The following is a 20,247-nucleotide window of genomic DNA, read 5'->3' as shown; positions in this document are numbered from 1 at the left end:
TAACAGCTTGAATTTATGCGTGCTGCGCGCGCTTGCTGGGGATACGGGGCGTGTCGGTGGCTTCGCCGGCCATGGGGCGGGTTTCGCGCTCGCCGCGGCTCACGGCCAATATAATACCCACGCTTAAACCAGTGAATATCAGCGAGGTGCCACCCATGCTGAGCATGGGTAATGGCAAGCCCGTTACGGGGCCCAGGCCCACGGCTACGCCCATATTTACCATGGCTTGCAGCACCAGGCTGAAGCACAAGCCGGCCGAGAGCAGGCCGCCGAACGCGCCTTGGCTATTCATCACGGTTTTGAGCCCTCGATAGAGAAAAGCGAGGTACAGGAAGAGCACGACCAGGCCGCCAATCATGCCGTATTCTTCGATAATAATGGCGTAGATAAAGTCGGAGTATGGGTGCGGCATGATGTTGCGCTCGGTGCTTTTGCCGGGGCCTTTGCCGGTGAGGCCACCCGTGGCAATGGCGATGTAGGCGTGCTCCGACTGGAAGGCCACTTTCTTGGTGTGGTCGGTGAAATTGGTGATGCGCGATACGACCGTGCCCAAGCGCTGCCCGGCGGCCAGGCCGGCCCCGCCCAGCACCACGCCAATGACCACCATCACCAGCATTTGGCGCATCGGCACGCGGCCGATGAACATAAGCAGCAGGCAGGTCAGAAATAGCAGCAGGGCCGTGGAGGCGTTGGACAATACAATTAGCCCACAAATGACTCCTACCCAGACCATTACCGGCAGCAGCGTACTTTTAAAATCGTGCAAATGCTGCTGGCGGCGGCTCAGCATACTGGCCAGGTGCGAGATAAGCGCCAGCTTGGCCAGGTCGGAGGGCTGAAACGTTTGGTTGATAACCGGGATGGTGAGCCAGCGCGAGGCCCCATTGGTTTCGCCGCCCATGAGGTAGGTGAAGAGCAGCAGCGGCACCGACAACAGCAGCGCGTAGAGCGACAGCCGCGAGTAGTGGCGGTAGTCGATGCGGTGCGCTAACCACATGAGACCCAGCCCGATAAATATCAAGCTGCTGTGCTTGAGCACAATCATCTCGACCGAGCCGTTGCGGCCGTGCAGCTCGTTGCGATACGCCAGCGTGCCGGTGGCCGAGTAGACCACGGCAATGCTGATGAGCGAGAACAAAATGACAATGGCCCACAGAATGGGGTCGCCCTTGAGGTTGCGCTGGAGCCAGGTGAGGCGGTGAGGAGCTTCCATAAATCGCAGATTTAGACAGATTGCGCGGATTTTGCTGATTCGGATGGCGCTAACGCTTGCACGGCGGCGGCAAATTGGCGGCCGCGGTCTTCGTAGTTTTTGAAGAGGTCGAAACTGGCGCAGCAGGGCGAGAGCAGCACCACGTCGCCGGGGGCGGCGAGGGCGGCGGCGCGGCGCACGGCATCGGCCATACTTTGGGTTTCTTCGAGGTGGGGCACGGTACTGCCGAAGGCGGCGCGCAGCTTGGCATTGTCCACGCCAAGGCAGATAAGAGCTTTCACTTTTTGCTGGGCCAGGGCCTGCAGGGATGCGTAGTCGTTGCCCTTGTCGGTGCCGCCGGCAATCCAGACGATGGGGCGTTTCACGCCGTCAAGGGCGTACCAGGCGGCCTCCACGTTAGTAGCTTTACTATCATTAATATACTCTACATCAGCCAGTTTACGCACCAACTGCAAGCGGTGGTCGGCGTTATGGAAGGTGGCCAGCGTGGCCTCAATCTGCGCAATGCTGATGCCGGCGATGCGGGCGACCAGCACGGCGGCCAGCACGTTCTGGCGGTTATGCTCGCCGATAAGCGGCGATTTAGCGGTGCTGATGTACTCAGTTTTGCTGTAGTAGCCGGGCAGCAGGTCTACGTGCAGGCGGGTTTCCTGGTCATAATAGCCAGCCAACTGGTAATCGGGGCGGTGGTGCAGGCTGAACGGCATCTGGCGCATGGGCCGCAGCGCCGCCTGGAAGAAGCGCTGAATATTCTCATCATCCGCATTGTAGATGAAGTAGCTGTCGCTGTCCTGGTTGCGCACGAGGCGCAGCTTAGCACGGGCATATTTTTCCAGGGAGTAGTCGTAGCGGTCGAGGTGGTCGGGGGTAATGTTGAGCAGCACCGCAATCCAGGGCCGGAAGTACGAGATGTCATCGAGCTGGAAGCTGCTCAGCTCCAGTACGTAATAGTCAAACTCATTGGTAATTACCTGCTCGGCCAGCGAGTAGCCGATGTTGCCGGCCAGGCCCACGCTGTAGCCGGCTTCCTTCAGCAGGTGGTAGGTGAGCAGCGTGGTGGTGGTTTTGCCATTGGTGCCGGTGATGGCGATAAAGCGCGCCTGAGTGTAACGGCTGGCAAACTCAATCTCGGAAATAATCGGCGTTTTTTGCTCGCGCAGGGCCTGGATAACTGTCGATTTCTCGGGGATGCCGGGACTTTTAATTACCTCCTCGGCTTGCAGAATGCGGGGCAGCGAGTGCTGGTTTTCTTCGAACTCGATGCCCGCCGTGGTGAGTTTTTGCTTGTACTCGGGCTGGATTTCGCCGCGGTCGGATACGAACACGGTGTGGCCTTTCGCTTGCGCGAGGAGGGCGGCACCAACGCCGCTTTCGGCGGCTCCGAGAATTACGATATTCATTGCAGCGTAGGGTAAGCTTTGGCTTACCCTTGTTAGGGAGAAATTATGTTGCGCTAGCGGTGGCAAGCTAAAGCTTACCCTACACGTTAGCGCAATTTTAGGGTAACCAACGTAATGATTGCCAGCATGATACTCACAATCCAGAACCTCGACACAATTTTAGATTCGTGGTAGCCGAGCTTTTGGTAATGGTGGTGCAGCGGCGACATGCGCAGCAGGCGGCGGCCCTCGCCATACTTGCGCTTGGTGTACTTAAACCAGCCTACCTGCACGACTACCGACAGGTTTTCAATGATAAACACGCCGCATAGAATGGGAATGAGGATTTCCTTGCGCACAATGAGGGCCAGCACCGTGATGATGCCGCCCAGCGCCAGCGAGCCGGTATCGCCCATAAATACCTGCGCCGGGTACGAGTTGTACCACAAAAAGCCCACGCAGGCCCCCACGAAGGCGGTGCAGAAAACAACCAGCTCCCCAGAATCGGGGATAAACATAACGTCCAGATAATCAGCCAATAGCGCATTACCGCTCACGAAGGCAAAAATGGCCAGCGTGACCCCGATAATGGCCGAGGTGCCGGCCGCCAGCCCGTCGAGGCCGTCGGTGAGGTTGGCCCCGTTGCTGATGGCGGTGACCAGAAAAATGACAATCGGGATGTAGAGAATGCTGTAGAGCCCGTTAAACATGTCGCCCGCCGAGGCGAATAGGTCGCCGTAATTCAGCTCGTTATTCTTCATGAAGGGCACGGTGGTAATCATCAGGTGCACATCGTGGTACACCTTGCTGGCGTCGATTTCCGAGAGCGTGCCGTTGGGCAGCACGTACTGCCGGATGGTGACTTCCTCGCTGAAAAACAGCACCCACCCTACCGTAATGCCCAGGCCCACCTGACCCAGAATTTTGAAGCGCCCGCTCAGGCCCTCCTTATTCTTGCGGAATACCTTAATATAGTCGTCTAGAAAGCCAATCAAACCCAGCCACACGGTGCTCAGCAACATCAAGATAATGTAGATGTTACGCAGGCGGGCAAACAGCAGCACCGGCACCAGAATGGCCAGCAAGATGATGAGGCCGCCCATGGTCGGCGTGCCTTTTTTGTCGAGCTGCCCCTGCAAGCCCAGGTCGCGGATGGTTTCGCCGACCTGCTTTTTTTGCAGCACTTTGATGAGCCGGCCGCCAAAAATCTGGGCAATGAGCAGCGACACAATCACCGACAGCCCGGCGCGGAAGGTCGTGTATTGGAACACGCCCGTGCCCGGGATGTGAAAGTGTTCGTGCAGGTAGCGAAAGAGGTAGTAGAGCATTTCGTTTTGAACTATGAGCCGTTCGTCATTGTGAGCGAAACATTCTGCGCATCAGACAGAGATGGAGCGCGGCAATCTTTCCTTGGTCGTTCGCTTCACTAGGTTGGTAACCCTAGCGTGAAGGAAAGATTGCCGCGCTCCATCTCTGCTTGATGCGCAGAATGTTGCGCTCGCAATGACAACTGGCACTTAATTTTTACTTCATAATTTCCAGCAGCGCGGCGCGCAGCTCTTCGCGGTCGTCGAAGGGTGATTTCACACCTTTAATTTCCTGGTAGGTTTCGTGGCCTTTGCCGGCCACCAGCACCATATCGCCGGGGCGGGCCAGGGCCACGGCGGCCCGAATGGCCTGGCGGCGGTCGGCAATAAGCTGGGCGTGCGCATCGGCGGGCGGCAGGATGCCGGCCTGCATCTGGGCCAGAATAGCGAGCGGGTCCTCGTCGCGCGGGTTGTCCGACGTAAGGATAACCTGGTCAGAAAGCTGGGCGGCGAGGCGCGCCATGACGGGGCGCTTGGCTGCGTCGCGGTTGCCGCCGCAGCCCACCACCGTGATGATGCGCTGCTCGGGACGGCGCGTCTGGTGCAGGGTTTGGAGCACGTTTTCGAGCGCGTCGGGCGTGTGGGCGTAGTCCACGAGGCCAGTAATAGCCTGGCCCGGTACCGTTACGGGCTCGAAGCGGCCGGGTGCGGTCGTCAGGCCCGAGAGGATGGTGAGCGCCTCGGTAGGGTCTTCGCCCAGCAGCACGGCCGCGCCGTACACGGCCAGCAGGTTGTAGGCGTTGAACACGCCGATGAGGCGGAAGTGGACTTCCTGGCCATCGAGCTCCAGCAGCAGGCCGTGCATCTCATTGGCTACCAGGCGGGCGCGGAAGGTGGCGGCCGTGCGCAGCGAGTAGGTGGCGCGGTGGGCGGCCGTGTTTTGCAGCATCACCGGGCCGCGCTTGTCATCGGCGTTGGTGAGGGCGAAGGCGGTTTTGGGCAGCGCGTCAAAGAAGGCTTTTTTAGCCTTCAGGTAGTTGTCGAACGTGCCGTGGTAGTCGAGGTGGTCGTGGGTGAGGTTGGTGAATACGCCACCCACAAAGCGCAGGCCGCCAATGCGATGCTGGGCCACGGCGTGGCTGCTCACCTCCATGCAGGCGTGGGTGCAGCCGGCGGCCACCATCTGGGCCAGCAGCTCGTTGAGCCGGATGGCGTCGGGCGTGGTGTGGGTGCTGGCAATGACGGTTTCGTCAATCTGGTTTTGCACCGTGCTTAGCAGGCCGGCGTGGTAGCCCAGCTCGCGCAACAGCTTGTGCAGCAGCGTGGCGCAGGTGGTTTTGCCGTTGGTGCCCGTGATGCCCACCAGCGTAAGCTGGCGCGACGGGTGCCCGTAGAACGCGCTGGCCACGGGCCCGAGCGCGGCGGCGCTGTCGGCCACCTGCACGTAGGTGGTGGCCGGGTTCAGCGCGGCGGGTAGCTCTTCGCAGAGGATAACGGCCGCACCCTGCTGCACCGCCTTCTCGATGAACTTGTGGCCGTCGGTGGCGGTGCCACGCAGGGCGCAGAACAGCATGCCCGGCCCCGCCTGCCGCGAGTCGAGGGTGAGGCCGGCCACGGGCGCGTCGGGGTTGCCGTGCTGGGTGAGCACGTCCAGGTCCGTTAGCAGGGCGAAGAGGGGCAGGGTACTCATGCGGATTTCTTGGGTTTGGTAGCCGACTTGGCGATTGACGTGCCTGGCTTAGCGGGGGAAGTTCCCGCAGAGAGCGCGGAGGAAGGCACTGAACTGCGCTGAGTCGTGCGGGTGTCGGGCTTTTTAGTCGGTTTTTTGGCTTTGCCGTCGGGCTTGGTAGCTGGCTTAGCCGAAGTGGCTTCGTTAGCAGCGGCGGGCTTGGTAGCCGGAGCAGCCGGTTTGGCAACTTTGGGCGTGGTGGGTTTGGCGGCTTTCGTCAGCGGCTTAGCAGTCAGCTTGGTGGTTTTGGTGCGCGTGCCGGCCTCAGCCGGAATCAGCAGCGTGTTCTCGGCAATTTCGGTGTGGTCGGGGGCGGGCAGCGCCATGGGTACGGCGGCCATAGTGGCGGTAGGCACAAGCACGAGGCCCACTACCAGGCCGCGCCGGGCGGGGCTGCCAGATGCTACCGACTGCTCGCGCACGCGGCCGGTGCCGCTGGCCTGCACCTTGAAGCCCCGGTTTTCGAGCAGAAACAGCGCGTCGCGCAGCGTCAGGCCGCGCACGTCGGGCATGCGGCCGGGGTGGGCTACGCTGGCATCGGGGCGCAGCGACACGGTGCGGGCCACGAAGGCCGTATCGGTGGCGCGGGTGGCGCGCACCCACTCCTCGCCGCCGGTGGCGCGCGTCTGGCCGGGCAGGCCAATGCGGTCGCACACCAGGGCAATTTCCTGCTGTAAGCCGGCTCGCACCAGCGGCACGGGCGTGCGCCGGGCGGGCACCCGCGCCAGCATGGGCCGCTGGCTGGCCTGGTCGCGGGCCATGCAGCGGTCGGCAATGTCGCGGAACACTGGGGCGGCGACGTCGCCGCCGTAAATGCGGCCCTTGCTCGGCGAGTCAATTACCACGATGCAGCTGTACTTGGGCTTGTCGGCCGGGAAAAACCCGCAGAAGCTGGTCGAGTACGTCTTCGTATACTGGCCGTTTTTGAATTTCCAGGCGGTGCCCGTTTTGCCGGCAATGCTGTAGTCTTTGGGCCGGATGGCCTTGGCCGTGCCTTGCAGCACCACGCCTTCGAGCATGGCGTGCAGCTTGCGCAGCGTGGCATCGGAGCAGATTTTGGGGTTCAGCACCTGCGTGTCGAAGTGCTCCACCACTTGGTCGGCCTGCTTGATTTCGCGCACAATGATGGGAGCCACCTTCACGCCGCCGTTGGCCACGGCGTTGTAGAAGGCCAGCGTTTGCAGGGGCGCCAGCTTCAGCTCGTAGCCGATGGCCATGGTCGAGAGCGAGGTGCGGCTCCAAGTACGGTCGCGCGGGTCCTTCACGTAGGGCAGCGCCTCGCCGTTCATCTGAAAGCCCAGGGGCTTGTCGAGGCCGAAGCGCTTGAGGTAGTCGGTGTAGCGGCTGGGGTTACCCGAAAAGTGCTCCTGCACCAGCCGCGATACCCCAATGTTGCTCGATTTTTCAAACACCTGCTGCACCGTGATGCGGCCGTTGGCGTGCGAGTCCGTTTTCACGGCCCCGCCGATGAGCATGCGGCCGGGGCCGGTATCCACCACGTCGTCGAGCTGCAAAGTGGGGTCGGCTTCCAGCACGGCCATCATCGAAGCCAGCTTGAAGGTCGAGCCCGGCTCGGTGCGGCCCTGGTCGGCAAAGGCGTAGTTGTAGTCCTCCTTGTAAGTGCCGTCGGCGGTTTTGCCAAGGTTGGCCACGGCCTTGATTTCGCCGGTCTTTACTTCCATCAAAATCACGCAGCCATACTTGGCATCGTTGGCAATCAGGGCTTTGTAGAGGGCATCCTCGGCGCCATCCTGCAAGTTGATGTCGAGCGTGGTCTTCACGTCGAAGCCCGGCTGGGGCTTGATTTCGGTGCCGTCGTACACGGGCTTGAGGCCGCCCGGCACGCGCTCAAACAGCGCCTCGCCGGCCCGGCCCGACAGCTTTTGCTGGAACGTGAATTCAAGGCCTGCGCCGTTGTTGTCCTCGTTCACGAAGCCCACCGTGCGCTGGGCCAGCCCCCCAAAGGGCCGGAAGCGCTTGTCTACCTTCTCAAAAATAACCCCGCCCTTGCGCTTGGCCCGGAAGATGGGCCAGCTCGCGAACTCCTTCTTTTCCTGGAAGTTAATCTGCCGCGAATTCAGGCGGATGTAGCGTACCTCGTGGCCGCGGTGAGCGTCGAGCAGCTTGCGGCGGTATTCCCCCACGCTACGGTCCTGGAAGAAGTGGGCCAGGTGCCAGGCCAGCGAATCGACGTTGGCCCGAAACAGGCCGTCCTCGACCACGCCGGGGTCCCAGGCCACCCGGTAGAAGGGCAGCGAAGTGGCCATAATGCTCTTGCCATCATCCGAAAAGATGTTGCCCCGCGTGGCTGGCACCGGCTGGTAGCTAATGCGGCGCTCCTGCTCCAGGGCGCGCCACTTGGCCCCCTCCTGGTACTGGATGCGCGAGATTTTCCAGGCCACGGCGCACGAGAACAGCGCCACCCCCAGAAACGCGAGCCGCACCCGCGTGACGATGGATTTTTTAACGCTGCCTTTCATGGTTTTTGGAATCTGCTTGCTGCTTGCGGTTCTGGGCTTTAGAATAGGAGGCTGGCTTCTTAAAAACAGCGCTCCGTGGAACTGATTGGGCCGTTTTAGACTTTTTTATACTCTTCTCTCCGTTAACGCGGGTGAGGGGTCTTTTATTTCTATCGGATATCTCATTGTTTTCCAAGTCATTATCATTATCAGTTGCGCCGGCTTCCTCGGGGGCTACGCCGGGCGGCGGCGCGCCCAGCTCAGGCGTATCATCGTTAGACAAGCCCAGTTCCTGGCGGCGGGCGCGGCCCTGGATGGAGTCGGCGCGCACGCTGGCTACTGAGTCGCGGGCGGCGCGGGCGGCCAGCGTGTCGGCCGTGAGCACGGGCATGGTTTCCAGCTCGGCCTGGTCGAGGCGGCCGGCCGGAATGGCAATGCGGAAAGGCGGCGATGAGCTCTCTACCAGCCCGATAGCGGCTACCTTGCGCGCCACCTCGCTCTGCTTGCTAGCCTCCATGTAGTCGGATGACAGCGTGGTATAATCGGCGCGCAGGTCCTCGGTTTCCAGCTTGAGGCGCTGGATGTTGCGGTTCATGCGGTTGCCGTAGTGCGTATTACCGATGTAGAGCAGCGTGAGCAGCATCACGAACAGCATTTTGGGCAGGAAGCGCACCGGCAGGCCCTCCCGAAACAGCCCGTCGAGGCCGGTGAAGCGGTCGAGTAGCGAAAACAAACTCCAGCCGGTGGCCGACACGCCCTCGTGCCGCTCCCAGGCGGGCGCGGTGAATTCGGCAGCCGGGGTCGGGGCTGGGGCGGGCTTGGCCGCCTTTTTGGGCGCGGCAGGCTGGGCCTGGGCGGCGGGCGCAGCGGCGGGCGGCGGCACGGCAGCGGCCGGCACCTCCTCGGGCGCAGGCTCGGGAGCGCGCGGGGGCCGCAGGGTGTTGGCACGGGGCGGGCCAGCCGTGTTAGGACGTATCGTATTACCAGCCATGTACTTACGCAGGAATAGAGGTGCGAACGCCGATGCGCAGCTTGGCACTGCGGGCGCGGCTGTTTTCAGCTACTTCCTCGGCCGAGGCCTCGGTGGGCTTGCGCGTGAGCGACTCAAAAGGCAGGCTCGTGCGCCCGTACAAATCCTTCTCGGCCTGGCCGAAAAACTTCCCCTGGCTGAGAAAATTCTTCACCAGCCGGTCTTCCAGCGAATGGTAGCTCATGACTACCAGCCGGCCGCCGGGGCGCAACACCTGGGCCGTTTGGGTCAGCATCTCCTGCAAGGCAGTCAGCTCATCGTTTACCTCAATGCGCAGGGCCTGAAATACTTGCGCCAGGTATTTATTTTCCTTGCCACGGGCTACCACCGGCTGAATGGCCTGCTTGAGCTCCTGGATGGTGCGCAGCGGGCGCTGGCGGCGGGCCTGCACCACGGTGGCGGCCAGCGTGCGGGCGTTGGTAACCTCGCCGTACATGCCAAAAATGCGGTGCAGCGCGGCCTCGTCGTAGTCGTTGAGCACGTCGGCAGCCGTGGCCACGCTGCCATCCTGCGGGTCCATGCGCATGTCGAGCGGGCCGTCGAAGCGGGTGCTGAAGCCGCGCGCGGCGGTGTCGAACTGGTGCGACGACACGCCCAAATCGGCTAGCAGGCCATCCACGGGCAGGGCATCGCGCTGGGTTAGCTCGGCGGTGAGGTGCCGGAAATTGGCCCGGATGAAGGTGAATTGCGGCCGGGCCAGGGCCGCCGACTGGCGCTCGGCGGCCTCGTCCTGGTCGAAGCTATATAAATGGCCCTCAGGCAATTGCTCCAGGATGCGAGCCGAGTGGCCGCCGCCGCCGAAGGTGACATCGACGTAGCGGCCGCCGGGCACGAGGTCGAGGCCGGCCAGGCATTCGGCTAGCATTACGGGGCGGTGGTAGGCAGTATCGTTGGGGTAGGTAATCATACGGCCAGGCCGGGCAGCGCCGGCGTTTCGGGGGTGTCCGACAAGAACTTCTGGGCCAGCTTGGAAAAGGCCTGCTGGTCCTTGATGAGGTAGTCGTCGTAGCGGGTGGGGTCCCACACTTCGCAGCGGTTGCCGAGGCCCACGATTACGGCATCTTTATCGAGGCCGGCGTAGCGGCGCATGGAGCCCGGCAGGCCAAAGCGGCCAATGCTGTCGAGCTCCACCTCCGTCATGCCCCGCAAAAAATTGCGCTGAAACTGGCGGTATTCTTCGTTAAACTCGTCGAGGGCAGTGACTTTGGCGTGAATCAGGTTCCAGGCCGCGCGGGGGTACAGCACCAGGCAGGGCTCGAAGCCGCGCACCAGCACCAGCTGGTTGGCGAAGGTATCGGGCAGGGCGCTTTTCACCTTGGCCGGCAGCACCAGCCGCCCCTTGGGGTCGAGCTTGCAGTCGTATTCGCCGGACAGGAGCTGTTGCATGGGAGAAAAGGCCAGGCTAGGCAGCAGCCGCGGCTAGATAACAAAAGTACGGAGCCTTTCAAAAAAGCCGCCACTTTCTACCACTTTCTACCACGGGCCCAAAAGAGCCTTAGAAATACACAGGGGCATTTTTTATTAATTATGAAACTTTGTTGCATTGTTAATATAGCCCTGATTTCGGCATTTTGCCAAGTTGCGGTGGTTCAAATTCCAAGCCGATTGACTTTTATTTTTAGCGAAACAATGTTGCATTAATTTTAAGGTGCTGACTCTAATTCCCTGTTTTACAGGCTTATGGTGGCTTACTGCCTGGTGGGCGGGCAGCGTGGACTCTGCGAGGCCGCGCGCGGGAATGCTAGGGTGCTCCCACGCACGGACTCGCAGAGTCCGCGCTACTGCGGCGCTGGCTGGGGCGTGTAGGTAGGGCCCAGGCAGCGGGGGCCCTTGGGGGTCCAGGCCAGGGGGTCGAGGCAGAGCTGGCGTTCGGTCATGGCGGCGTTCCAGGCGTGGTACACGAGGTACTCGGTGCGGCCGTCGGGGCTGCGGGTGTGGCAGTGGTGGCCGGGGCCGCGCACGTGGCCGGGCACCGCATGCAGCACCCGCGCCCCGGCATCGGAGCCCGAGTCGGCGTAGGGGCCCAAGGGGTGGTCGGCCACGCAATAATCGACGCCGTAGCGGTCGGTGAGGAAGTTGGCCCCGCTGAAAAAGCAGTAGTACTTGCCCGCGTGGCGGCGCACAAAAGGCCCTTCCAGCGTGTGCCACTGGGCAAAGGTACGGTTGCCGTAGAGGGGCATGAGGCGGTTGGCCTCGAAGAGCGTCCAGGCGTGGCGGGCGCGCAGCACGGTGCGGGGCTGGCCGGCCAGCTGGGTCATGCGCACCAGCTTATCCACCACCAGGCCGGTGCCGGGGTAGTAGCCCTCGTTGGTGTCGGTGAAGTCGCGGGCGTAGAACAGATACCACTGGCCATCAACGTCTTGAAAAGCGTGGGCGTCGATGGTAAACTGGCTGTCGGCCACGGGCAGGGCGGCTACTTCGGTGTAGGGGCCTTCGGGGCGCGGGCTGGTGGCCACGTGCAGCTGGTGGCCCACGGTGGCCCCAATGGCCCCGCCGCCCCGCGAGTAGTACATATAAAAGGTGCCCTCGTGCAGCACCACTTCGGGGGCCCAGAAGTCGGCCTGCTCGGTACCGGGCGGGGGCGTAAGCGCGCCGCCCGCCGGTTGCCAGTCCACCAGGTTATCGGAGGTGAGCAGGGCAAAAATGCGGCCGTCGGGCGTGCGGCCCCGGCCGGTGGTACCAAAAGCGTAGTAGCGCCCCGCGTGGCGCAGCACGAAGGGGTCGGGAAAATTGCGGGCTACGACCGGGTTGGTGTAGGTGCGGGCCGCGGCGGCAGCAGAAGGAACGCGCATAGCGAGCAAAGCCAGGCCGGTGGCCGAGCCCGTAAGAAAGTGACGACGAGTGGGCACGGGGGAGAAGGCAGTGAGGCCGGGGGGCCGTCCGTAAAGGTGCAGCAAATTGGCTACGTTGGTAGATTAGCGTGTTTTCACCGCAGAAGACTTCGCAGAAGGACGACCTCTGCAACTCTTCTGCGGTGAAAACACCTGTGCGGGCGGGCGCGGCGAGCGGAAATTTGCAACTACCCACCGTAACGCCAACCGGCAGTTGCGGCCGTAGCTTAGCCCTTTCGTTATACCCTACATTCCCACGCTGTTGTATGAAAAAGCTTAGTTTGCTGCTGCTGGCCCTGGCCCTACTCGGGGCCCCGGCCGCCGAGGCCCAAAAGGTTAAAGCCAAAACCAAGGGCGGCGCGCCCGCGCTGGCCACGGGCCAGGCCGCCCGCTGGCCCGCCGCCAAGGCCAATGCCTGGTACAACGCCCGCCCCTGGATGACGGGCGCCAATTTCATCCCCAGCACCGCCATCAACCAGCTCGAAATGTGGCAAGCCGCCACCTTCGACCCCACCACTATCGACCGGGAGCTGGGCTGGGCCGAGGGTATTGGCTTCAATACCATGCGGGTATTTTTGCACAGCCTGGCCTGGCAGCAAGACCCGGCGGGCTTCAAAAAGCGGGTGAATGACTACCTGGCGATTGCCGATAAACACCACATCCAGACCATTTTAGTGTTCTTCGATGACTGCTGGAACAAGGATGCCAAGGCCGGCCCGCAGCCCGCGCCCAAGCCGGGCATTCACAACTCGGGCTGGGTGCAGGACCCCGGCGACCCCGCCTCGCGCGACTCGGCCACCTTTGTGCAGCTACGGCCCTACGTAACCGACGTACTCACCAGCTTTGCCCACGATAAGCGCATCGCCCTCTGGGACTTATACAATGAGCCCGGCAATTCAACCAAGGGGGTGGCCTCGCTACCACTGCTGCGCAACGTGTTTACCTGGGCCGAGGCCGTGCGCCCCGACCAGCCCCTGAGCGCGGGCCTCTGGAACATGGGTTTTCAGGCCCTCAATACCTACCAGGCGCTGCATTCCGACGTGATTACCTACCACAACTACGGCGATGGCCCTGAGCAGCAGCGCCTTATCGAAGCCCTCCAAACCCACGGCCGGCCGCTCATCTGCACCGAGTACATGGCCCGGCCTCGCAACTCGCGCTTCGCCAACGTACTGCCCGTGCTCAAGAAGTACCACGTGGCGGCCATCAACTGGGGCCTCGTGGCGGGCAAAACCAACACCAAGTACGCCTGGGACACGCCCCTGACCGATGGCTCGGAGCCGGCCGAGTGGTTCCACGAGGTGTTTCGCACGGACGGCACTCCCTACCGCCAGGATGAAGTCGATTTTATTAAAAAGCTAAACACCAAGTAACTAAGCAATTATTTGGCGGTAGCGCCCTGGCTATTGCCCCTTACAAGAGCTTGCCAGCTCGCGGCCCGCTGGGGCGCGGCTGGGCAAGCTCTTTTTTGGTGGCGGCCGTGCCGGCTGGTGGCTCGGGCGGCTGGCCGGCAATAGGTTAGGCTGGCTATGCTGCAATACCTGCGGGCGGGCGCCCCGGGGCCGAGCGCATCGCCGCCGCCACCAATCGCGACTGGCTCTCCAGCACGGCCTTCCAGAACCCCGGCGGCAAAGTGGCCGTGGTGGTGATGAACAGCGGCTACAAGCCCCAGGATTTTCAGCGGCGGGTGAAGGGCCAGGCAGCCACTACTACCAGCCCGCCGCATTCTATTACTACCTATATAACTAACTGATAATCAATAATAATTTTGGGGAAAAACGTCATGCAGACCGAAAGGAAGCATCGCGCGCGCCGCTAGGGTCACTCACCTATCGATTCGAGCGAGATGCTTTCTTCGCCAGCATAACGTTCTTTTTTTGCGTCTATTCCAACCTGATTCCTTTTCTCATTCCCATGAAAACGCTCCTGCTTTGCCTGCTTACCCTGCCCGCCCTGGGCCAAACGCCCACCAGCCTCCCCCTCCGCGCCGAAGGCCCCAAAATAGTGGATGCCCAGCACCACGAAGTGCTCCTGCAAGGCATGAACCTGGGCGGCTGGCTACTCCAGGAAGGCTACATGATGAAGCCCAACTACGGCGGCACCCAGGGCTCGGTGAAAAAAGTGCTCTACCAGGCCGGCCTGAGCGACGCAGCGGTGGAGAAGTTCTACCAGCAGTACCGCGATAACTTCGTCACGCGAGCCGATATCGACTTCATTGCCCAGCAAGGCTTTAACTGCATTCGGCTGCCGCTGCACTACGACCTGTTTCTCACGCCCGCGCAGCGCGCCGTGCGCAACGGCGTGATTCGGGGCACCGTGCCCTACGCCAGCTACGTGGCCCAGCTCAAGCAGTGGCAGCAGCAGGGCGAGCTGTTTCAGGAGCCCGCCAAGCTTGAAGCTATCCGGCTGATTGACAAGACACTGGCCTGGTGCGCAGCCAACAAGCTCTACGTGGTGCTCGACCTGCACGCCGCGCCCGGCGCGCAGGGCACCGACTCGAATATCGCCGACGCCCTGCAACCCAACGACTTCTGGCAAGAGCCAGTCTTTCAGGATGTTACCAACGGCTTGTGGGCTACCCTGGCCCGGCGCTACCAGCGCGACGGCCGCATTGCGATGTACGACCTCGTGAACGAGCCCAACAACGTGCCCGGCGGCAACGCGGCCATTCATACCATGCTGGAGCGCCTCATCAACACGGTGCGCGCCACCGGCGACCAGCATTTGCTGCTGCTGGAGGGCAACGGCTACGGAAACAATTACAACGACTTGGAAAAGAAGACGTTCACGCACCAGGAGAACCTGGTGTACAACGCTCACCGCTACAGCATCCTGCCCAAATACCCGCTCAGCAACGCCTCCGACGCCCGCAACCCCGACGCCAACCAGCTCGGCACCATCGGCAACCTGCTGGCCTTTCGCACCGCCCAAAACGTGCCGGTGTGGGTGGGCGAAACCGGCGAAAACACCCCCCAGTGGATGGGTGAGGCCGCCCGCAACCTCAACCAAGCCGGCATTGGCTGGTGCAGTTGGACGTATAAGCGCTTCAACGACAAGCCCATAGCCGCCCTGCTGCGCATCAAGCCGCCCTACCTGGTCGATGTAAAAAGCGCCGCCGAGCTGCCGGTTATTCTGGAAAACATCAAGTTTAAGAACTGCGTGCCGAACCCGGAAACTATTGACGCCCTCAAAGCCGAGCTGAAGAAGTAGCAGGTCGGGTAAGCTTTAGCTTGCCAGTCGATTGCTTACAAGGGACTGCTTATTAGCTAGATAAGTCGTTCTGTTACCGGCAAGCTAAAGCTTACCCTACACACCACCTCTTTTTCGTTATTCCACCATGAAGTCTCTTGCTCTTTGCCTGGCGCTGGCTACCGCACTACCCAGCTTCGCCGCCGCCCCAGCCGCCAAAAAACCCCGGCCTACTAAGCCTGTCGTCATTCTCTTCATCGGCAACAGCTTCTTTCACGGCGCTTTTCAACCCGTACTAAGCTATAATAACCAGGCAGTTACCGACGAGAACTTCCAGCCCGACCGCACCGGGCAGCGCCGCCGTAAGTACGAGCACGAGCAGCGCCCGTGGGGCGGCATCCCCGGCATTTTCAAGAAGCTCACCGACGAGGCCGGGCTCCGCTACGAGGTGCACCTGGAAGCCATCAGCGGGCAAACGCTTAAGTTTCACTACGACAGCGCGTTGGCCATTATTCAGCAGCCGCGCTGGGACCAAGTGGTGATGCACGATTACAGCACCGGGCCGGTGCCTACGCGGCACAGCGGCCAGCCAGCGCGCTTTTTTACCTACGCCACCAAGCTGGAGCAGGCCGTGCACACGGCCAACCCCGCCGCCCAGGTGTACCTCTACCAAACCTGGGCCCGCGCCGACCTCACCTACCCCGCCGGCCAGCCCTACACCGGCCTGCCCCTCGACTCGATGACCGCCGACCTGCACCGCGCTTATTACCAGGAAGCCGCTCAGAACAAGCACTTTGCAGGCGTAGCCCCGGCCGGCGACGCCTGGCTGCGCGCCATGCGCCAGGGCGTGGCCGACCCCAACCCCTACGACGGCCTAGCGCCCGGCCAGGTGGACCTCTGGGGCCGCGACTACTACCACCCCAGCACCTACGGCGCCTACCTCAACGCCTGCGTGCTACTGGCCGAAATAACCGGCAAAGACCCCCGCAAGCTGGGCCGCCAGGAGCAAGCCGCCGCCGCCCTCGGCATCGCGCCCGAGGTAGCCGTGCGGCTCCAAAAAGTAGCCTACGAGCAAGTGCGCGCCGCCAAAAAATAGGACCTGTACCGGCTGCCCGCTACTGGACACCCTGCCCGAAAATGGACACATTTTCGGGCAGCTCTTTTTCAGGATACTCTTACAATTGATTGACTAATAATATTTTATGACCCTGGCACGGGGCTTGGCTTAGGTAAAGGGTACTACCTCACCGCTTGCCCACTCATGGACAGAGTCATTTCAACTACCACGCAACACCGCCGCCGGCTGCACCGCTGGCTGCTGGGCCTGGGGGCGCTGGCCGCGCTGCTAGCCGCCGGCCTGGGGCTGCGGGCCGTCCTTCAGCCCAGCCTGCGGCGGGTTGATATACTGACGGCCACGGTAGAAACCGGCGACGTGGACGCGGCCCTCACGGCCGCCGGCATCCTTATTCCGGGGCGCGAGGCGGTGATTGTCAGCCCCATCCAGAGCACCGTGCGGCGGGTGCTGCTGGCGGTGGGCGCGCGGGTGCAGCCCGGCCAGCCCATTCTGGAGCTCGATAAGGACCTGGCCGCCTCGGCCCTGGCCAAGCTCGACGACGAGCAGCTGCGCAACCAGAACAAGAACTCGCAATTGCAGCTCACCCTGGAGCGTAGCCTCACTGACCTGCAAGCCCAGCAGCAGGGCCAGGACCTGAAAGTCAATAGCTTGGAGTCGGCGCTACGCGACGAGCAGCACCTGCTCAGCATCGGGGGCGGCACCGCCGAGGCGGTGCGCCAGGCCGAGCTCAACCTGCGCACCGCCCGCCTCGAAGCCCAGCGCCTGCGCCAGCAGCTAGCCAACCAGCGCCGGGCCAGCGCCGCCGACCGCCGCGAGCTGGGCTTCACTGTGTCGATGCAGCAGCGCAGCATTGCCGAGCAGGCCAGCAAGCTGCGCCAGGCCGACATCAGCAGCCAGCTGCCCGGCGTGCTCACCTGGGTGAATGACAACCTCGGCAGCACCGTACAGGCCGGCGACGCCCTGGCCCGCGTGGCCGACCTCAGCCGCTTCCGGGTGCGCGCCACGCTATCCGATAGCTACGCCGACCAGCTGCACCCCGGCGACGCCGTGCTGGTGCGCCTCGGCCCCGGCACCGACCTGCGCGGCACCGTGGCTAGCATCAGCCCCGCCGTCGACAAGGGCGTGGTTACCTTCTACGCCACCCTCGAAAACGACCACGCCGCCGCGCTCCGCGCCAACCTGCGGGCCGACGTGTTCGTGATAACCCGCGCCCACCGCGGCGTGCTGCGCCTGCGCAACGGCCCCTTTTACCAGGGCGGCCAGGAGCAACCGGTGTTTGTGCTGGCCGGCGGCCGGGCCGTGCGCCGCGTGGTGCACTTCGGCGACAGCAACGCTGACTACGTGCAGGTAGTGAGCGGGTTAGCGAAAGGCGATGAGGTGATTATATCGGATACTAAGGCATTTGCGGACACGCCGGCGCTGCGGATTACGCCCTAACGTGCAGCCCCACCCCCCGGCCCTTCGCCGCTTTATGCGCGGAATCCTGCGGGGGAGGGGGAGCCTGATGACTCCTCACACCACAGAATCATTAAAAAATCAACCGTGATTTTCACTCGCACTAAATCGTCAAGTAGCCAAAAGTCGTCAGGCTCCCCCTCCCCCGCAGGGGAGGGGGCCGGGGGGTGGGGCGCTCCGTGGAGGGCGATTCTGCTTCTCCTAGCCCTAAAGTCTTCCGCCCAAACCCTCACCCTGCCCGCCCTCATCCAGCAAACCCTCACTACCGCCGCCCCCAGCCTGCAAGCCCGCGCCGCCCGCGAGGGCGGCTACTGGGCCTACCGCGCCTACCAGGCCAGCTACCGGCCGCAGCTGGCGCTGGCGGGCACGGTGCCCAATTTCAACCGCCTCATCACACCCGTGGTGCAGCCCGATGGCACCATCGCCTTCCAGTCGGTGCGCAACAACAACTCGCTGCTGGGCCTGGCCGTGACCCAGAACATCGGCCTCACGGGCGGGCAGGTGGTGGTGGGCTCGCAGGTGCAGCGCTTCGACAACTTTGTGGGCAATACCAAACAGTATAATACCCAGCCCTTTAACCTCAGCCTGAACCAGCCGCTGGGCTACTTCAACGGCCTGAAGTGGGACCGCCGCATCGAGCCGCTGCTGTACCAGGAAAGCCAGCGCCAGTACCTGGAGGACCGCGAGGCCATTGCCCAGCGCGTGACCGAGCTGTATTTCGACGTGCTCTTGCAGCAGGTAAACGCCACCGTGGCTGGCCAAAACGCCCAGGCCACCGCCGAGCTGCTGCGCGTGGGCCGCGAGAAATACAAGTTGGGCCGCCTCTCCCAGAGCGACTTACTCCAACTGGAGCTCAACCTGCTCGACGCCCAGCAGGCCCAAGCCCAGGCCCTGCTCGACGCCGACAACGCCGCCGTGGGCCTGCGCACCTACTGCGCCCTGCCCGCCGCCGAGGCCGATGCCGCCACCCCGCCGCTGGCCGTGCCCACCCCCGCGCCCACCCCGGCCGTGGTGCCCGCCGAGGCCCTGGCCCAGGCCCGGCAGCACCGGGTGGCGGTGTTGGCCTTTCAGCGGCGGCAGCTGCAAGCCGCCCGCACGGTAGCCCTGGCGCGCGGCACTACCGGCCTGCTGGCCACGCTCACAGCCAACCTGGGCTACGTGAACCAGGCGCCGTATCTGGCTGATAGCTACCTGTCTCTGCAAAACCAGCAGCAGGTGGCGCTGGCCTTTTCGCTGCCGCTCGTGGACTGGGGCCGCCGCCGCGCCACCATCCGCACCGCCGAGCTGGCCCGCGACCAAACCCAGGCCGCCGTGAGCCAGGACGAGCGCAGCTTCGCGCAAAACGTGCTCACCCAGGCCAGCCAGGTGCCTACCCTGGCCGGGCAAACCCGCCGCGCCGCCCGCGCCGACACCCTGGCCCAGCGCCGTTACGCCATCACCCGCGCCACCTACGAGGCCGGCCGCCTCAGCCTCACCGACCTCACGCTGGCCTCGGCCGCCAAAGACCTGGCCCGGCGCGGCTACATCCTGACCCTGCGCGCCGGCTGGGTGGGGTATTATCGGCTCAGAGGACTCACGTTATTTGACTTCGAAACCCAGCAGCCGCTGGCGGCGGAGTAGCCGTAGCGCGAAGTTTCCACTTCGTGCGTGAGCGCAGCGAGCACCGTCGTTCGCGCCGCCCGGCCCCGCCTGCTCGCTGCGCTCGCGCACGAAGTGGAAACTTCGCGCTACTTCCTTCCTTACCACCCCTTCCTTATGCAACCCATTCCCCCCGTCATCCGGCTTACCAACCTCGAAAAGGTGTACCAAACCAAAACCATTGAAACCGTGGCCCTTAGCCAGGTCAATATCAGCATCGCGCGCGGCGAATTTGTGTCGGTGATGGGGCCCAGCGGCTGCGGTAAATCTACGCTGCTCAGCCTCATGGGCTTGCTCGATGAGCCTAGCAGCGGCACCATTGAGATTGATGGCCGGCCGGTTACCTCCTACTCCGATAAAGAATTGGCGGGGCTGCGCAACCACAAAATCGGCTTCGTTTTCCAGAGCTACCACCTCATCAACGACCTCTCGGTAGTCGATAACGTGGAGCTGCCGCTGCTGTACCGGCCCGGCGTGAAGGGCAGCGAGCGCCGCCGCCGCGCCCTGGCCGCCCTCGATCAGGTAGGCCTCAATGCGCGCACCGGCCACTTTCCGGCGCAGCTCAGCGGGGGGCAGCGGCAGCGCGTGGCCATTGCCCGCGCCCTGGCCGGGCAGCCCGAAATCATTTTGGCCGACGAGCCCACCGGCAACCTAGACTCGGTGATGGGCGAGGAAATAATGGAGCTGCTGCTGGGCCTCAACCGCGACCAGGGCACCACCCTGGTGATGGTGACTCACGACGAGCAGCAGGCCCGCAAAACCCAGCGGCTCATCCGGTTTTTCGACGGCCGGCAGGTGGCCTGAGCAGGAATACGGCGCCCGTACCGCCTGTTATTGCGAGGAGGAACGACGAAGCAATCTTTCCTAACTATTTGATTACTAATTTTTTGTGAAGGAAAGATTGCTTCGCCGTTCCTCCTCGCAATGACAGCCGACTTTTAA

General features: G+C 63.0%; 16 protein-coding genes. 7 read left to right on the top strand and 9 right to left on the bottom strand.

Translation table 11 applies throughout. The features are described 5' to 3' along the window. Nucleotides 1–13 precede the first annotated feature (13 nt). The 9 genes from QMK33_RS07075 to QMK33_RS07035 form a co-directional block, all read right to left on the bottom strand. Nucleotides 14–1,213: an FtsW/RodA/SpoVE family cell cycle protein gene (locus QMK33_RS07075; RefSeq protein WP_283563865.1), complete on the bottom strand. Its 1,200-nt coding sequence runs from the start codon at nt 1,211–1,213 to the stop codon at nt 14–16. A gap of 11 nt (nt 1,214–1,224) precedes the next feature. Next, the gene (murD, locus tag QMK33_RS07070; protein WP_283563864.1) at nt 1,225–2,613 is read right to left on the bottom strand and encodes a UDP-N-acetylmuramoyl-L-alanine--D-glutamate ligase; all 1,389 of its coding nucleotides are present in this window, start codon (nt 2,611–2,613) and stop codon (nt 1,225–1,227) included. Nucleotides 2,614–2,699: 86 nt separating this feature from the next. After that, complete coding sequence (mraY, locus tag QMK33_RS07065) at nt 2,700–3,920, bottom strand: phospho-N-acetylmuramoyl-pentapeptide-transferase (RefSeq protein WP_283563863.1); 1,221 nt, start codon at nt 3,918–3,920, stop codon at nt 2,700–2,702. A 196-nt stretch (nt 3,921–4,116) separates the two neighbouring features. Further along, nucleotides 4,117–5,589, bottom strand: coding sequence for a UDP-N-acetylmuramoyl-L-alanyl-D-glutamate--2,6-diaminopimelate ligase (locus tag QMK33_RS07060; RefSeq protein ID WP_283563862.1), 1,473 nt, complete (start codon nt 5,587–5,589; stop codon nt 4,117–4,119). Then, nucleotides 5,586–8,108, bottom strand: a complete 2,523-nt coding sequence (locus QMK33_RS07055; protein WP_349361698.1) for a penicillin-binding transpeptidase domain-containing protein — start codon at nt 8,106–8,108, stop codon at nt 5,586–5,588. Before QMK33_RS07055 ends, QMK33_RS07060 begins: the two co-directional genes overlap by 4 nt. Continuing rightward, nucleotides 8,092–9,078: an FtsL-like putative cell division protein gene (locus tag QMK33_RS07050; RefSeq protein ID WP_283563861.1), complete on the bottom strand. Its 987-nt coding sequence runs from the start codon at nt 9,076–9,078 to the stop codon at nt 8,092–8,094. Before QMK33_RS07050 ends, QMK33_RS07055 begins: the two co-directional genes overlap by 17 nt. Nucleotides 9,079–9,082: 4 nt before the next feature. Next, nucleotides 9,083–10,024 carry a 16S rRNA (cytosine(1402)-N(4))-methyltransferase RsmH gene (gene rsmH / locus QMK33_RS07045; protein ID WP_283563860.1) on the bottom strand — a complete coding sequence of 314 codons (942 nt, stop codon included), beginning with the start codon at nt 10,022–10,024 and terminating at the stop codon, nt 9,083–9,085. Beyond that, nucleotides 10,021–10,503, bottom strand: coding sequence for a division/cell wall cluster transcriptional repressor MraZ (gene mraZ / locus QMK33_RS07040; RefSeq protein ID WP_283563859.1), 483 nt, complete (start codon nt 10,501–10,503; stop codon nt 10,021–10,023). Before mraZ ends, rsmH begins: the two co-directional genes overlap by 4 nt. A 392-nt stretch (nt 10,504–10,895) precedes the next feature. Further along, entirely contained in the window at nt 10,896–11,909 is a 1,014-nt protein-coding gene (locus tag QMK33_RS07035; RefSeq protein ID WP_283563858.1) for a glycoside hydrolase family 43 protein, read from the bottom strand. Between the two features lie 305 nt (nt 11,910–12,214). Here QMK33_RS07035 and QMK33_RS07030 point away from each other — a divergent pair, with 305 nt between their 5' ends. From QMK33_RS07030 to QMK33_RS07005, 7 genes are all read left to right on the top strand, one after another. Continuing rightward, nucleotides 12,215–13,321 carry a glycoside hydrolase 5 family protein gene (locus QMK33_RS07030; protein ID WP_283563857.1) on the top strand — a complete coding sequence of 369 codons (1,107 nt, stop codon included), beginning with the start codon at nt 12,215–12,217 and terminating at the stop codon, nt 13,319–13,321. Between the two features lie 164 nt (nt 13,322–13,485). Continuing rightward, nucleotides 13,486–13,701: a glycoside hydrolase family 30 beta sandwich domain-containing protein gene (locus QMK33_RS23580; RefSeq protein WP_502867052.1), complete on the top strand. Its 216-nt coding sequence runs from the start codon at nt 13,486–13,488 to the stop codon at nt 13,699–13,701. A gap of 161 nt (nt 13,702–13,862) precedes the next feature. After that, complete coding sequence (locus tag QMK33_RS07025; RefSeq protein ID WP_283563856.1) at nt 13,863–15,158, top strand: glycoside hydrolase family 5 protein; 1,296 nt, start codon at nt 13,863–13,865, stop codon at nt 15,156–15,158. Between the two features lie 127 nt (nt 15,159–15,285). After that, nucleotides 15,286–16,233: an SGNH/GDSL hydrolase family protein gene (locus QMK33_RS07020; protein ID WP_283563855.1), complete on the top strand. Its 948-nt coding sequence runs from the start codon at nt 15,286–15,288 to the stop codon at nt 16,231–16,233. A gap of 165 nt (nt 16,234–16,398) precedes the next feature. Then, entirely contained in the window at nt 16,399–17,649 is a 1,251-nt protein-coding gene (locus QMK33_RS07015; protein ID WP_283563854.1) for an efflux RND transporter periplasmic adaptor subunit, read from the top strand. 105 nt (nt 17,650–17,754) lie between these two features. After that, nucleotides 17,755–19,287 (top strand): TolC family protein, encoded by a 1,533-nt coding sequence (locus QMK33_RS07010; protein ID WP_283563853.1) that lies wholly within the window; start codon nt 17,755–17,757, stop codon nt 19,285–19,287. 135 nt (nt 19,288–19,422) lie between these two features. Continuing rightward, nucleotides 19,423–20,109, top strand: a complete 687-nt coding sequence (locus QMK33_RS07005) for an ABC transporter ATP-binding protein (protein WP_283563852.1) — start codon at nt 19,423–19,425, stop codon at nt 20,107–20,109. The last annotated feature ends 138 nt before the right edge of the window (nt 20,110–20,247 follow it).

It is taken from the genome of Hymenobacter sp. H14-R3, from assembly GCF_030063445.1.
Taxonomy (GTDB): Bacteria; Bacteroidota; Bacteroidia; order Cytophagales; family Hymenobacteraceae; genus Hymenobacter.
Note: the sequence above shows the minus strand (reverse complement) of the source record. Positions and strands in the feature narration are given on the sequence as shown.

Excerpts from the sequence above, each read along its gene's own strand:
- QMK33_RS07075 (WP_283563865.1), bottom strand. The coding sequence starts at position 1,213 with ATGGAAGCTCCTCACCGCCTCACCTGGCTCCAGCGCAACCTCAAGGGC.
- murD (WP_283563864.1), bottom strand. The coding sequence starts at position 2,613 with ATGAATATCGTAATTCTCGGAGCCGCCGAAAGCGGCGTTGGTGCCGCC.
- mraY (WP_283563863.1), bottom strand. The coding sequence starts at position 3,920 with ATGCTCTACTACCTCTTTCGCTACCTGCACGAACACTTTCACATCCCG.
- QMK33_RS07060 (WP_283563862.1), bottom strand. The coding sequence starts at position 5,589 with ATGAGTACCCTGCCCCTCTTCGCCCTGCTAACGGACCTGGACGTGCTC.
- QMK33_RS07055 (WP_349361698.1), bottom strand. The coding sequence starts at position 8,108 with ATGAAAGGCAGCGTTAAAAAATCCATCGTCACGCGGGTGCGGCTCGCG.
- QMK33_RS07050 (WP_283563861.1), bottom strand. The coding sequence starts at position 9,078 with ATGGCTGGTAATACGATACGTCCTAACACGGCTGGCCCGCCCCGTGCC.
- rsmH (WP_283563860.1), bottom strand. The coding sequence starts at position 10,024 with ATGATTACCTACCCCAACGATACTGCCTACCACCGCCCCGTAATGCTA.
- mraZ (WP_283563859.1), bottom strand. The coding sequence starts at position 10,503 with ATGCAACAGCTCCTGTCCGGCGAATACGACTGCAAGCTCGACCCCAAG.
- QMK33_RS07035 (WP_283563858.1), bottom strand. The coding sequence starts at position 11,909 with ATGCGCGTTCCTTCTGCTGCCGCCGCGGCCCGCACCTACACCAACCCG.
- QMK33_RS07030 (WP_283563857.1), top strand. The coding sequence starts at position 12,215 with ATGAAAAAGCTTAGTTTGCTGCTGCTGGCCCTGGCCCTACTCGGGGCC.
- QMK33_RS07025 (WP_283563856.1), top strand. The coding sequence starts at position 13,863 with ATGAAAACGCTCCTGCTTTGCCTGCTTACCCTGCCCGCCCTGGGCCAA.
- QMK33_RS07020 (WP_283563855.1), top strand. The coding sequence starts at position 15,286 with ATGAAGTCTCTTGCTCTTTGCCTGGCGCTGGCTACCGCACTACCCAGC.
- QMK33_RS07015 (WP_283563854.1), top strand. The coding sequence starts at position 16,399 with ATGGACAGAGTCATTTCAACTACCACGCAACACCGCCGCCGGCTGCAC.
- QMK33_RS07005 (WP_283563852.1), top strand. The coding sequence starts at position 19,423 with ATGCAACCCATTCCCCCCGTCATCCGGCTTACCAACCTCGAAAAGGTG.